Below are 15,244 nucleotides of genomic sequence, written 5' to 3' on the forward strand. Positions count from 1 at the left end.
CAGATTGCTTATGAACTGGATGTTTCTGAAGCGACCATTAAGGCCCATGTAACTGCCATTTTCCGCAAACTGAATGTGCAAAACCGTACTCAGGCCGTATTGGCGATTAGCGCTTTGAATATTGAAGAAAAGAAAATGTAATCTGCTGAATACAGCATTGAACGAAAAAAGGCACTTGATAAAAGTGCCTTTTTTGTACGCAATGACTTAAAGAGTCAAAGCACTACGTGCTTGAGATTAGGCGACACAACTTTGTTTAGGAGTAAGGTCGGTGCAAAATAATGGATTTAATGCACATTGCAATTCATCGATCTGTTCCTGCGACACGTAGGATTTTTCTTTCAGATAGTCGGCTACGCTGTCATCGCGCAAACTTAAGAATGCAGCATCATAAACGCCCAAATCGACAAATAAGGCTGCGGTTTCCAGACTGTTAAAGCGGTCCAGATAAATATCATTGCCATACATTAAGAAAATATGATCTTCATTAGCATGTGGATTGACATTTAAATATTTGGCCAATTCCAGAGGCGGGGTTTTGATAAACAGCAAATCAGACAATTCATCAAATTGGGTGGTGTCTAAAACATTTTCATCGGTTTTAACTTTACCCAGCCATGCTTTAAAGACCAGCACTGCACCACCACGCAATAACATGCTCCAAATCTGGTGACGTACTGGATCAGTCAAATCTTTAGATTCAGTTTGCAAGGATTGAATCAGTTTATCTTCCTGTTCTGCAAGCCGTTCAAATAATCCTAAACCTTGTGGTTTATAGGCAGCCGGGCTAAACACATCGAAATTCAAATCGGCAAAGACCTGCAAAGCGAGCGGAACCGCACTTTGATACAGGGTATTCAATGCTTGAATATGGGTGTCATTTAACTTGCTGTATTTAAATAATTCAGTCCATTGGATTTCAGGCAGTAAAGCATTGGCGCCGTATTGTCGGTAAAACTGTTGCGATTGATCCAGATCATGAAGCCCGGTTTCTGAAATATTCATTTTTAAACTCCTATAATGCGTAGCATGATCAGCTTCTGCGGCGTCTTGTTTTAATGGACTTGTAGAATATAAAAACTGATCTTTTCTTGTGCTTATATATGCGCGAGAGTCTAGCGGAACGGTATACGACTAAAGTTATAGAAGGCGTTTTTACATATAAAAAATTATTTAAAATNNATAAAATTAAATAATTATAAAATTGTAACTAAGTATACAAGTGTATATTTACATTTTGATGTTCTATGCCATAGCAAATAAAAATGTGTAATTTTTAGCCAATAGAATTGCAGTTAAAATAAAAAAATTGAGCAGTTTCGCCTACAGTGAAAAATAAATTGCTAATTGGCTTAAAAATACTGAATTTAGACATTAAAACGCCCACTTCAATTTAATGAAATGGGCGTTTTATTGGATATCAGCAATTTAAGAATTGGAGATTTTTAAACCTGATAACCATGAGCGAAGTGAGGCTGGTTTTAACGGCTTTTTCAGCAGCACAATATTCAGCTCTTTCAACTGCTGTGGCAATTCAGGATCGGAATCTGCGGTAATCAAGGCCACAGGCACCTGTTCCTGACGATTTTCCAGAATGAAATCCAGTCCGATTTTATTGTTATTTAGATGCTGATCGACCAGCCACACCTGAATATTCTCTTGCTGGATCAGCTCGAGCGCCTGTTCCGGTTCAGTCGCCTTAAACACTTGATAGCCCCATTTGGTCAGTAAGGTAGACATTCCTTCCAAAATGGTTTCATCATTGTCCAGACATAGAATTTTATAGGCCTTACTTTTCAGCGGTGTTGCCTGAACAGGCGCTGTCACCACTTTCGGTGCATCCACGATTGGCACTTCAATCATAAAGCAAGAACCCTTGCCATATTCAGAATAGACATGTACCGGATAGTCCAACAGGCTGGTCATACGCTGCACAATGGCCAGGCCGAGTCCAAGGCCTTGCTCGCCCCAAGGCGACGTATGGCCGCAGCGCTCAAATTCCTGAAACAGCTTGATACGCTGTTCTTCGGCAATCCCCGGACCGGTATCCCAGACGCCAATACGGATATGCTGCGGTCTTTCACTCGAGCGAAGTACGCCCACGACAACCTTGCCTTTAGCGGTATAGCGCAGGGCATTGCTGACAAAGTTTTGAATAATCCGGCGAATCCACTGTGGATCGGTATCGATCCAGAACTGCGCATCATGCACACTGAATTTAATGCCACGCTGAGCTGCAATGGATTTAAATTGCAGCTCCAAATCGCTTAATAAATCATGCAATGGATAAGGCTGACGTTTCGGCTGGATGGTACCACCTTCCAGACGGGCAATATCCAGCAGGGCAGACAACATGCTTTCTGCACCATGCAAGGCACGATCAAGCTGTTGCAGGGTCTTACGGTCTTCTTCCGACTGCACGCTTTGTTCTAAAGCTGTACTAAACAAACGCGCTGCATGCATCGGTTGTAACAGGTCATGACTGGCAGCAGCAATGAAGCGGCTCTTGGACATATTGGCACGATCGGCCTGTTCACGGGCCAGTTGCTGCTCAGAAAGTGCATCGGCCAGCTGTTGGGTACGGTCTTGTACCCGTGCTTCAAGTATCGCTTCATTTTCACGGAAAGCGGTAATATCGGCAAAGGTCGTGACAAAACCGCCACCTTCAATCGGATTGCCGCGCATCTGGATGACACGGCCATCTTTACGAATCCGTTCAAATTCATGCGCGCTACCCATGGCCATCCAGTGAATCCGTTTGCGCACATGCTCTTCTACCGAGCCGGGGCCACATTCACCACGTTCGGCGTTATAACGGATCAGATCGGAAATCGGGCAACCGACATAAACAATGTCTTTGGGATAATCGAACAGTTTCAGGTATTGATTGTTCCAGGCCACCAGACACATATTTTCATCGACCACACTCACCCCTTGGGTCATGTGGTCAATCATGGTCATGATCAGGTTCTGGTTAAAACGCTGCCATTGTGAGGCCTGATCCAGAATATTGGCGACCTGACCAAGGGCTAGACCATTATTCACCATCGCCGTAGTGAGTAGGGTACGCGCAGAAGCAGCACCAATGGTTCCGGCCAGATACTGTTCGGTAAAGCGCCACCACATACCATTGGCATTGCTATTTTCATTCAGTACCACATTGTTTTGGGCACAGAACTGGCGAAAAGCTTGAGTGGCCGGTCCTTCACCGGTAATCCGTTTGGCCAGGGTAATTAAATCGCCCACTTTTAGACGGGCAACATCCTGATGAGAATAATTGATCTCGCTTGAGGCATTGTGAGTCGGCAATGGTTTGGTTTCATAATAGAAAAAACTTTCCGCCTGAATCTGCTCGGCAATACTGGGACGGAAGATGCGCGACACCCATATATATAGCACGATATTCAGACCCAATGCCCAGGTCACGCCATGGGTGAGAGGAGCAAAAGACTGGAAACCAAACAGCGCTTCGGGACGTAACCAGTTAATTCCTAATGGACCGGCCAACAGGAAATGTTCGGTAAACTGATGATATTCAGCAGGTAGACTGCGCAGTACGGTAGGCAACAGCAAGGTATAGGCCCACATGGCAAAGCCGGCAATCAGACCTGCATATACGCCCTGTTTACTGCCACCACGCCAATACAGGCCACCAATCAATGCTGGAGAAAATTGTGCCACGGCACTGAAGGCCAGTAAACCAAATACTGAAAGCTGGTCAATGTCATTAAAGAAATGGAAGAACAAGAAACCCAGTAACATGACCACTAAAATGCAGACCCGACGGGTGAATTTCAGTACCAGAGGCAGACGTTTGTCATGACGTGAAAGTAAGCCGGTACGCCATAAGGCAGGCATAATCAGGTCATTACTCAGCATAATCGACAAGGCCACCGAAGACACCAGCAGCATGCCGGTAGAAGCTGAAAAACCGCCCAGAAAGGCTAATAGCGTCAACCACTCCTGATCATAACTGAGCGGTAAGGACAGTACCGCTACATCGGGGATGGCTAAAAAGTGTGGTGCAGCATGCAAGGCCCAGCTAGCAATCGGAATAATCGCAACCGTGGTCAGAATCAGATAAGCGGCAAACCAGCGACGTGCCCCACGAATATGTTTTTCATCGCGCAGTTCAACGACTGCCACATGAAACTGACGTGGCAAACAGATCACCGCCAGTGCGGCCAATAAGGTTTGTACCCAAAAGGTTTCCGGCACCCCAAACAGTTGAACCTGGGTAAAGGTATCCACCACATCACCGGAAATTTGTACCAGGTTGTCAGGCGCATCCAAGACAAAAAATAGGGCCACACACAGCAGGGCAAACAGTTTGACAAAAGACTCAAATGCGACTGCCAGCATTAAACCGCCATGCTGTTCAGTATTGGCAATTTGCCGAGTGCCGAACAGCATTGCCAAAATGGCCAAAATTCCAGTCAGGAAAAGCACACTATTGGTGGTACCCTGGACGCCGCTATTTTCTTGAAGAATGACTGAGGCACTTAAGGCAATCGCTCTCAGCTGCAAGGCTAAATAGGGAATAATTGCGATGACGGCAAGAATGGTGACTAAGGACGCCAAAGGGCCGCTTTTGCCATAACGTGCAGCCACAAAATCTGCAATGGAGGAAATGGCATGATGCTGACGCACACGGCCTAAACGGCGCCAGATATCATAACCCACCCCGACAAAGATCAATGGACCTAAGTATATGGGAAGAAAGATAATTCCTTCACGAACCGCAGCGCCGGTTGCCCCGTAAAATGTCCAGGATGAGCAATACACCCCTAAAGTTAAACTAAAGAGTAACATCCGGCCGCGGGTACTTAAGCGACTCGCGTGTTTTTCACCAAAAAAAGCACAGATAAAAAGTAATGCGATATAAAGGGCGAGTACCCCGATAATGAGCCAACTATTCATATTGCCTACAGCATAAATTTATGTCGTAATGATACCCTATCTAATAATCTCACCGCTTTAATTGATCAAAATTTAACACCAAAGTCGTAATTACAAGAACCCAATAAGATTGTTAAGTTAGACAACGAAATAATTCGAATTAAAAAATAGCACCTAGGCTGGGTGCACACAGGAGCATGATTATGGATGAGGCACAAGTAGAACGTATTCTACAGAATCCCAAATTTAAAGAAATGGTCAGCAGAAAAAGCAAATTAAGTTGGACATTAACAATCATCATGTTGGTGGTTTATGTCGGCTTTATGCTTTTAGTGGGCTATAACAAAGAATTCTTAATGAGTTCATTTAGCGGTGGTGTTACAACTTGGGGGATACCACTAGGCTTAGGCATCATTGTATTGTCTTTTGTTTTATGTGGGGTTTATTCCTATATTGCCAACAATAAGCTGGATGCACTGAATAAAGAAGCAATGCGTGAAGTTGAAGCAATCACTCATGAAAAAGGACGTTTATAAGATGAAATGGAATTCATTGAAAACGGGAGCAGTTGCTGCGTCTACGTTAATGATGTCAGCTATGGCAATGGCAAGTCCGGATTTGGGTACAGCTGAACAGCAAGCCACCAACTGGCATGCCATTATCATGTTTGCAATTTTCGTCAGCTTTACTTTGGTTATTACCAAATGGGCAGCCAAGCAAACGACAAGTACCAAAGACTTCTATACTGCCGGTGGCGGTATTTCTGGTTTCCAGAATGGTTTGGCGATTGCCGGTGACTATATGTCGGCTGCATCGTTCCTCGGTATTTCTGCGATGGTATTCAGTTCAGGTTTTGACGGACTATTATACTCATTAGGCTTCATGGTGGGCTGGCCAATCGTATTATTCCTGGTGGCAGAACGTTTACGTAACCTGGGTAAATTCAACTTGTCTGACGTGGTTTCATTCCGTCTGGAAGAAAAACCGGTACGTACTTTGGCTGCATTCAGTTCACTGGTAGTCGTGGCGTTCTATCTGATTGCACAAATGGTAGGTGCAGGTCAGCTGATCAAGCTTCTATTTGGTTTGAACTATAACATTGCTGTGGTGATTGTCGGCTTGCTGATGATGGCTTATGTAATTTTCGGCGGCATGCTGGCAACCACTTGGGTACAAATCATTAAAGCAGTGATGTTACTTTCAGGTGCAACCTTTATGGCTTTCATGGTGATGAAAGGCGTAGGCTTCAGTTTCTCTGAAATGTTCACCCAATCGATCCAGGTATTCTCTAAAGTACATGACATTTCTTTAGCAGAAGCGGGCAATATCATGGGCCCAGGTAAACTGGCGGCCAATCCAATTGATGCCATCTCGCTGGGTCTTGCATTGATGTTCGGTACAGCAGGTCTTCCACACATCTTGATGCGTTTCTTTACGGTAAAAGATGCCAAAGAAGCACGTAAATCTGTGGTGGTTGCTACCGGTTTCATTGGTTACTTCTATCTACTTACTTTTATCATTGGTTTTGGTGCGATCCTTTACGTATCAAACAACCCTCAATTCCTTGATGTTGCAAAAATGGCAGTAACTGGCAAGTTGGAACTTGTTGGTGGTAACAACATGGCAGCAGTGCACTTGTCTGATGCTTTAGGCGGCGACTTGTTCATGGGCTTCATTTCAGCAGTGGCATTCGCAACCATTCTTGCGGTAGTTGCTGGTTTAACATTGTCAGGCGCGTCTGCAATCTCACATGACTTGTATGCTAACGTATTCAAGAAAGGTCAAACGACGCCTGAATCTGAATTGCGTATGTCAAAAATTGCGACTTTAGGTCTTGCAATCTTTGCCATGATTTTGGGTATTCTGTTCGAGAAACAAAATGTTGCCTTCATGGTTGGCTTGGCGTTCTCTGTGGCATGTTGTGCAAACTTCCCGGTCCTTGTACTTTCAATGTTCTGGAAAGGCTTGACTACACGCGGTGCGGTGATTGGTGGCATGGTAGGTCTGGTAACAGCAGTGACCTTAATTATTCTGTCTAAAGCGGTTTGGGTCGATACTTTGGGTATTTCTGATACACCAATCAACCCATTCAATGGTCCAGCAATCTTTGCAATGCCATTATCGTTCCTATGCTGCTGGTTGTTCTCTGTGACTGATAACTCAGCACGTGCTCAAGCAGAGCGTAAGGCATTTGATGCACAGTTTGTCCGTTCACAAACTGGTATTGGTATCTCTGGTGCATCTGATCACTAAGAGATAGCGAGTTTTAAAAAAGCCCCGTCAGGGGCTTTTTTTATGACTTCAGCAAATAGAAAAAAATGGATGAGAATGTTTTGACCAGGTTTTGGCCGGGTGAAAAATCTTATCTCAATCACTTCTGTCTGGCGCGATTCAGCTTTGTTTGAATGGAATTGAACATTGTTAAAGAACGGGATTGTTCAATCATTTTTATACAAATGTTTCACTGGTTGTTGAGGGGATTTGTGCTAAGTTGATTAAAAGAAACATAAAAAAATGCTGAAAAATTGAGTCATAAGAAAGGCAATATTCTGGAGCAAAGAATGCAGGCTATTATTGATGTGTGGAAGGTATTTCGCTTATTGCCTTCAGCATGGCTACTTTTATTACAATTTATCATTTTGATTTTGTCTGTTGCAGTCAATTACAGCATTCCTTACCGTACGCTCATCTGGTTATTGGGAGTGCTGGTGTTATTGGTGATTGCCAAAGTCATTCGGCAAACGCCTATGTTTACCTTTTTGGGCCTAAGTTTTGTCAGTGGTGCGGTGATTTTTTCTTCCCTGATTTTATTAGGCATAGAAAATCCATGGATACAGGTGATTGCCCATGGCTTTGAAGCCGCTGCTTATTTTAGTGCGGCTTATGGTCTGTTGCGCTATATGTTTGAAGACCGCTATTTAACCCGAGATGAACTGTTTGCTGCGGGTGCGGTATTTACCCTGCTTGCCTGGGGATTTGCATTTTTATATAACGTTTGCCAACTGTTGGTGCCGGCAAGCTTTCAGAATCCCAATGTGGCAGGTTTACAAAGCTGGCTTGATTTACTGTTCTTGAGCTTTAGTTTGCAGTCCGCAACCGGCTTGTCCGATCTGATTCCCCGAAGTGCCCCTGCACGGGTACTGGCCTTGCTGCAAATGTTCTGCGGGGTGATGTATTTGGCCCTGATTGTGTCACGCCTAATCGCCTTGCAATATATTGTCCATTTACCCAATCGGGATAAAACGAAAAAATAGATTCTATTTTTGAATAAGTTACAGGAATGTAACTGCTTTGTTCTGATTATTTATTTATGATGCTTTCGAGTTTTTATTTAGTTCTACTGAGCTCGTCTTTTATTTATCTTCGATAAATGCTTCATTTGACCAACTTGGTCTGTCACGTTAATTAAAATATAAAATGGAGGATATATGCCTTCTAAAAATTCATCCTGGTTTGCCAACGTCAATCCAAATGTGTTTTTAAGTACGGTCGCTATTATTGTCATCTTCCTCGCAATAGTGGTTTTAGCACCGAATTCTTTTGATCTGATTACCAAACAGCTCAATCAATGGGTCACCGATTCTTTTAGCTGGTTCTATGTTTTATCGGTGGCGATATTTCTTATTTTGCTGATTTATATTGCACTGTCGGACATGGGTAGAATTAAACTCGGTCCTGACCATAGCCAGCCCAGCTATAGCAATGCTTCGTGGTTTGCTATGTTATTTACCGCAGGCATGGGGATCGGGCTGATGTTCTTTGGAGTTGCCGAACCGGTCATGCATTATGTTTCGCCCCCGACAGGTCCGGCTGAAACGATCCAGTCTGCTCAACAAGCCATGCGGGTGACTTTCTTCCACTGGGGCTTGCATGCCTGGGCGATTTATACCCTCGTGGGTCTAGCGCTGGCTTATTTTGCTTATCGGCACAATTTACCGCTGAAAATCCGTTCTGCCTTATATCCGATGATTGGCCAGAAAATTTATGGTCCGATGGGTGATGCAGTCGATACCTTTGCCACCCTGGGTACCGTATTTGGTGTGGCGACCACCTTGGGGTTTGGGGTCACCCAAATTAATTCGGGATTGAACTATCTGTTTGGAATCCAGCAATCGGCAGGTACCCAAGTTGTGCTGATTATTTTGGTCAGTGCCATGGCCTCCATTTCGGTATTTTTTGGACTGGATAAAGGCATTAAACGGCTGTCTGAATTAAATTTGATTCTGGCACTGATTTTATTGCTGTTCGTATTTTTTACCAGCTCGTCTATTTATTTACTGCAAACCACCATTCAAAATGCCGGGCAATACATCTCAAATTTATTTGCGATGACCTTTAATTTATATGCCTATCAACCCAATGGCTGGATTGGTGGCTGGACCATTATGTATTGGGCCTGGTGGATTTCATGGTCGCCATTTGTGGGAATGTTTATTGCCCGGGTATCCCAAGGCCGCAGCATTCGTGAATTTATTGTCGGGGTTTTGCTCATTCCAACAGGTTTTACCCTGATCTGGATGGGGTTTATGGGGAATGCCGCGTTATATAGCATTTTGCATGAAGCCAATCATGCGCTGGTTCTGGCGGTACAACGCGATTCATCGGTTGCACTATTCCAGTTCTTACACAGCTTGCCTTTTTCCAGTGTCATGAGTTTGCTGGCAACGTTTTTAGTGATGCTGTTTTTTGTGACTTCTGCAGATTCGGGTGCACTGGTGACCGATTATTTAACTGCAAAATCTGAAAACTCTCCGACCTGGCAGCGACTGTTTTGGACGGTACTGATGGCATTATTGGCGATTGTGCTGCTGTTGGTGGGTGGGCTGGGTGCATTGCAGTCAGCCACCATGATGAGCGCCTTACCGTTCACTTTCATTATGCTATTGATCTGTTGGGGGCTATTAAAAGCTTTACGCCTAGACATCACTAAAATGAACGCATTGCAAGAAGCGCGGATTACCCCGCGGGCGATTCAAAACCCACGCAGCTGGCAACAACGTCTGGGGCTGATTATGCATTATCCGCATACTGAAGCGGAGGTGAAACAGTATATTGAGACTGAGGTAGCTAAGGCTTTTCAAAGCGTGCAAAAGGAGTTTCAACGACGTAAGTTGGCGGTGAATATTCTTTCAATTGCTGATGGTCTGGAATTGAGAGTCGATCATCATGATGAAATTAATTTCATTTACCAAGTGGTAACACGCGAAACCGTTCCGCCGAGTTTCATGCCAGAAATGACTGCGAATGAAATGACCTATTATCAGGCAGAGGTCTTTTTAAGAGAAGGCGGTCAGAATTATGATGTGATGGACTGGACGTCAGAAGATTTATTACAAGATATTATTGATCAATATGAACGTCATTTACACTTTTTAAGTCTGGTTCGAACCTCTGAATAAATCCAGAAAATAAAAAAGGACGCTTAAAGCGTCCTTTTTTGAATTCTTTTTCTAATCAAAAATTAGAAACGGAATTTAGCATTTACGCCAACAGTTTCTGTATCGTATACAGAACCTTTTTCAGCATTCGCATTTACATAAGAAGCACCAACTGCAACAGCAGGAGTAATGAAGTAATTTACATTCGCACCCCAAGCTTTAGGGTTAGTGTTACCAGAAATGCGAGCTTCCGCATAAGAAGCACCCACGCTTAATTGTGGATTTAAGAACAAGTCAGTTTTGAAACCGTAAGCATTATATTCAGCGAATAACATGTTAGTTTCAAAGCCGATAGACATATTAGTACCATCGATCGCACCTACGTATTTGGTACGTGCAGTAATTGCATCTTGGTCGTCAGCAATAGTGTCAGATTCTAAAGCAGCTTTAGCAACACCATTGTTTAGAATGTTGAAAGCATCATAAGAAGTTTGGTTCGTTGCGCTTGTATAACCCACAGCAACCAAGAAGTTAGGGATTACAACAGCACCAAGTTCTACTGCATAACGGTCGCCGTGATCGTCTGCATTACCATCTTTGTTGTCAGTAATGGTGTTGCTGTAAGATGCGCTAGCATATACAGGAACAACTTTAGTTGGAACATAAGCTTCAGCTTTAGCGCCAATAGTGTGAGAAGTGAAATCAGAATTCTCTATATCTACATCGTATTCACCGTAGTTATAAGCTACAGACACGTTAGACGCCTCGTTTAAAAACGCTGCTTCAGCCAATGGACCTTTAGAAGAATCAACATCTTTAAAGTAATAAGTACCTTGTACAGCACCAGTAAAGTTTTTGTCATTTACTGTGTTGTCGATGTATTCAGATTGACCTTGTACTTCTACCTGATACGCTTGAGCACCGGTCATGGCTAATAATAAAGCAGTGGCTAAACCGAGTTTTTTCATAATAATTTCCAGTTCTGTTACAGATGGATTAAACTAGCAGCATTGTATTGTAACAAAACATTAAGTCAATGAAGTAAAACGACATTATTTTGTTGAGTTTTTGTTATTAATAGTATAAATGATTAAAAAAAGAACAACTGAGTTTTTTCTGTCAACTTTAAAAATTGTTTTTTAGAACAAATGAATATGAGCATTTTTACAGCTAATATTTTCAGGAATAAACAAAAATTAATCGACTTTTTCACTGTTAAATTGAATTACTTTTAAAAATTAATTGTTAAATTCAATTGAAATGGATTCTATTGCGTGAACCAAGTCCCATTTTTTAGGAAATTATCCAATTTTGATCATAAAATTCACATTAAAAAGAGATGATTGTTTAAAAAATAAACACCAAGTTTTTTATTTTGTGACTTATTTAACAAAAATGATTCTTTATTGTGATAAATTTAATATCTTATTGTTTTAATAAACTTTACTTGGTTGGTTATTTTTAACATAATACCCCTATCAATTCATACTACATTGAAATAATGTGATGATGATCTGATTCTCCATAAACAAGTTTTTGTTTTTATATGCCCAACTTTCCCCAAGGTTGGGCTTTTTTTTACTTAAAATAAAGCATTTTAGGGAGTTAAAAGAAAAGGAAATAAATAATGAGAAGAGAACCATCTCCATACTAAAAATACAGCCCATTTTTATCATTCAATCGTTAATTTTCTAAAGTTGAGTTCTAGATAATTTTATTTGGCACTAAAATGGTGCATTTTATGTCATGTTTATCGATTACTTCTTAAACTATTGAGCATAAAAAACCCCAGTTTTCAAAGAAAACCGGGGTTTTTTCGCCAAAATCTTCGGGTAAACTAAAAAATCTGCTGAGGAATATATCTAATTTGCCCTAATGCGGTGCAGTATGCACTTAATTGTGGCATTTGTAAATATTTTCTTACACCTGCTGTGTAAATATTTTTTAGTTATGCGTAATTGATACAAAACCAATTAATGAAATTTGATACAAATAAATCCTTCATTTCCCGGAAATTTACAGATGAAACACGGATTGTTTTGCTTGGGCTGCGTAATGGTTTTCACGCAATTGACGGCTTGCTAGACGCAGAAAAATCAAAATTTAAACCCGCCTATTTCTCATAACATAACAGCTCGATCAGCTGAGATTGCCACACTTTTCAATCACGCCAATAAACAGGCTGTCTTTATTACTTATAATGGAAAGCAGTTCAATCGTTATGGAAATGCTTTAACACGTGCCAATAATGCTTATATTCCAGCTTCAACTTTTAAAATGTTAAATGCCTTGATTGGTTTGCAGCACCATAAAGTGAATACTACTGAAGTGTTTAAATGGGATGGTCAGAAACGTAGTTTTGCAGCATGGGAAAAAGACATGACCTTGGGGCAGGCCATGCAGGCTTCCGCAGTCCCTGTTTATCAGGAACTGGCCAGACGGATTGGACTAGACTTGATGCAACAAGAAGTTCGCCGGGTCGGTTTTGGCAATCAAAACATTGGGCAACAGGTCGATAATTTTTGGCTGCTGGGTCCTCTAAAAATTACCCCTGAACAGGAAGCAAAATTTGCCTATCAGCTGGCTACCGAGCAATTACCTTTTGATGCCTCTGTGCAAAAACAAGTCAAAGACATGCTTTTTATAGAGCGCCATGGCGAGACCAAACTATATGCAAAAAGTGGCTGGGGAATGGATGTACAGCCACAAGTGGGCTGGTATACCGGCTGGGTTGAACAGCCCAATGGCCAGATTAACGCTTTTGTTTTAAATCTGGACATGCATGACAAGGATGAGGTGGGCGAGCGCAAACACCTCAGTTTAGATATTTTAGATAAGCTGGGATTATTCTTTTATTTAAATTAGTTTCAAAGGAATGAAAGAGCAAAATTTAAAAATGATAGATGAATATGATGTCTGATCATAAAATCATATAAGCTATTGATAATTTATATAAAGTTACTAAAATTGGTTAAATTTTATCTATTAAATATTAAATTAATGTAAGATATACAATTGTATTGTAAGCGAAAACTGACGATGAATAGCCAGCTGTTATTGTGTGGAGCGTATTGATCCATGTACAAATTACGTTCGAAACATATCAGCCAGCGCCTGTTCTGGTCGATGATGATCATCATCTTGTCGCTACTTTTTCTTTCTATTTCTTTAATTGTCAGTAGCTATCAGCGTTATCAAACAGCAGATCGGGCTTTAACTGAAATTTCTGCGCTACGTGCAGTGGCCGATTTAGCCAATAGAATTTCACGTGAAAGAGCACCTGCGAATAAGGTGATGTCGAGTAGTGCTGAGGAACTAGCGGCGAATCTAAAGGAGCTGCATGCTTATCGAGAAAAAGTTAATTTACAGATTGAGCAAACCTTAAAGACTTTGAATACAGCCGGTTTTTCTGCTCCTTTACCTCAGTTATCTTCCAATTTAAAAGTGAGTTTACAGCAAGGCCGGCAAGCTGTAGATGCCTATGCTGCCTTACCGCAATCTGAACGTACTTCACAAAAGCTGGACCATGCAATTAAGCAGATGTTCACGGCATGGGATAGTTGTCGCGATGTATTAAAACTTGTATTAGTACAATCTGAAGCTAAAAAAACCTCTGTGTCCGAGTACTACACGTTGATTTTAATTCTGGCAGATTTACGTGATCAGGCGGGGCGAGTGGCATCTAATATCATGGCCGCGGTGACTTTTGCAGAAAAAATGCCTGAAGAGAATCTGGCCCGTTCATTGCAAACTCAGCATCAGGCCAAATATTTATGGGCATTGGTGAATACCATACAGCCTGAGCAGGATAAAACTCCGGAATATCTTGCTTTATATCAGCAAGTGAAAACGCAGTTTTTAGATCAGAGCATTCCAATGGTCACGCGTCTGATGGATGAAAGTAGGCATAATCAACGTTACTCATTAAGCGGTACACAATTAACAGAGTCGATTGTGGACAATTTTGCCACAGTGGTAAATTTGCAAAGCTATCTTTTGGATTACAGTGTGAAGGTGGCAGAAAAAGATAAGCAACAAGCACAGCAAAAATTGATTTTCACTGTGTTGGTGGCATTGATCTGTTTAATCACGGCATTTTTTACCATGATTTATGCGCGAAATGGAGTATTTAGGCCCTTAATGAAAGCCAAAAATACCATTCTTCGTTTGGCACAGCATAAAGGTATAGATTATGAAGGTGAAAATGCTTCAGCTGATCCGGTCACTTTGCTAGAAGCAATTAAAAAGTTGAAATCCGTGCTACAGCAACGCGATGCTTTAGAATTTCAACTTAGGAATATTGCCAATACTGATAGTTTGACTGGTGTATCCAACCGTTTGGCTTTGGATGAATACATTAAGTATTTGGAAAAGAAACCTGAAAAATTTACTCAAACAGCCCTGATTATTTTTGATATTGATGATTTTAAATATGTAAATGATACATTCGGGCATATTGTCGGTGATGAATTTATTAGGCTAGTCGCGGAAAAGTTACAATTTAATGTGCGTACTTCGGATTTGATCGTGCGTTATGGTGGTGATGAGTTTTTGGTGTTAATCGAACAGGCTAATTTTCACGATGCCTGGGTTGTTGCCAATAAAATTCTTAAAGAGATTGGCAGCTCTGAACTGTATATTGCCGAGCTCAATGAGAATATCCAGATTTCGGTGAGTGCAGGTGTGGCAGTTGGTGCAGCATCATGGATGGGATTACTGGAAAAAGCCGACAAGTCTTTATTTCAGGCCAAAGAAAATGGCAAGAATAAAGTAGCGGGGTGATGTTAAATTCACCCTCTATTTATAGTTTTCTCAATTAAATAGTTAATAAAATTGGTGCAAGCAACCAACATAAATTTGGCATCGATATAACTTAAATTTGATTCTTCTAGCATGGCGTGGCGAATACCATCCGCATCAGAGGTATAGCCATAAAGTTGACTTAAGCTACCTTTTAATGCTGTATG

Annotated in this window: 8 protein-coding genes and 2 pseudogenes; 7 read left to right on the forward strand and 3 right to left on the reverse strand. The window is 41.7% G+C overall.

What is annotated here, in order from left to right; translation table 11 throughout:
* Positions 1-54 precede the first annotated feature (54 nt).
* Positions 55-141: pseudogene (locus tag B2Y23_RS15470) on the forward strand (DNA-binding response regulator); the annotation flags it as partial.
* 96 nt (positions 142-237) lie between these two features.
* Here the strand turns inward: B2Y23_RS15470 and B2Y23_RS06880 are convergent.
* Complete coding sequence (locus tag B2Y23_RS06880; RefSeq protein WP_291354142.1) at positions 238-1,005, reverse strand: hypothetical protein; 768 nt, start codon at positions 1,003-1,005, stop codon at positions 238-240.
* Between the two features lie 423 nt (positions 1,006-1,428).
* A complete protein-coding gene (locus B2Y23_RS06885; RefSeq protein ID WP_291369855.1) occupies positions 1,429-4,920 on the reverse strand; it encodes a hybrid sensor histidine kinase/response regulator in 3,492 nt (1,163 codons plus the stop codon).
* Positions 4,921-5,102: 182 nt separating this feature from the next.
* Between B2Y23_RS06885 and B2Y23_RS06890 the strand changes: the two genes are divergently transcribed.
* From B2Y23_RS06890 to betT, 4 genes are all read left to right on the forward strand, one after another.
* The gene (locus B2Y23_RS06890) at positions 5,103-5,435 is read left to right on the forward strand and encodes a DUF485 domain-containing protein (RefSeq protein WP_291354138.1); all 333 of its coding nucleotides are present in this window, start codon (positions 5,103-5,105) and stop codon (positions 5,433-5,435) included.
* Position 5,436: 1 nt separating this feature from the next.
* Complete coding sequence (locus tag B2Y23_RS06895; RefSeq protein ID WP_291354135.1) at positions 5,437-7,152, forward strand: cation acetate symporter; 1,716 nt, start codon at positions 5,437-5,439, stop codon at positions 7,150-7,152.
* Between the two features lie 308 nt (positions 7,153-7,460).
* Positions 7,461-8,153 carry an ion channel gene (locus tag B2Y23_RS06900; RefSeq protein WP_291369857.1) on the forward strand — a complete coding sequence of 231 codons (693 nt, stop codon included), beginning with the start codon at positions 7,461-7,463 and terminating at the stop codon, positions 8,151-8,153.
* Between the two features lie 174 nt (positions 8,154-8,327).
* Positions 8,328-10,298 carry a choline BCCT transporter BetT gene (betT, locus tag B2Y23_RS06905; protein WP_291369859.1) on the forward strand — a complete coding sequence of 657 codons (1,971 nt, stop codon included), beginning with the start codon at positions 8,328-8,330 and terminating at the stop codon, positions 10,296-10,298.
* 62 nt (positions 10,299-10,360) lie between these two features.
* Here betT and omp33-36 read toward each other — a convergent pair whose 3' ends face one another.
* On the reverse strand, positions 10,361-11,245 hold the full coding sequence (gene omp33-36, locus B2Y23_RS06910) for a porin Omp33-36 (protein ID WP_291369861.1): 885 nt from the start codon (positions 11,243-11,245) through the stop codon (positions 10,361-10,363).
* A 1,087-nt stretch (positions 11,246-12,332) separates the two neighbouring features.
* Between omp33-36 and blaOXA the strand changes: the two are divergent.
* Together blaOXA and B2Y23_RS06920 are read left to right on the forward strand one after the other, a co-directional pair.
* Positions 12,333-13,142, forward strand: a pseudogene (gene blaOXA, locus B2Y23_RS06915) (class D beta-lactamase).
* Positions 13,143-13,355: 213 nt separating this feature from the next.
* Positions 13,356-15,059, forward strand: a complete 1,704-nt coding sequence (locus B2Y23_RS06920; protein ID WP_291369863.1) for a GGDEF domain-containing protein — start codon at positions 13,356-13,358, stop codon at positions 15,057-15,059.
* The last annotated feature ends 185 nt before the right edge of the window (positions 15,060-15,244 follow it).

It is taken from the genome of Acinetobacter sp. UBA5934 (assembly GCF_002430855.1).
GTDB lineage: Bacteria > Pseudomonadota > Gammaproteobacteria > Pseudomonadales > Moraxellaceae > Acinetobacter.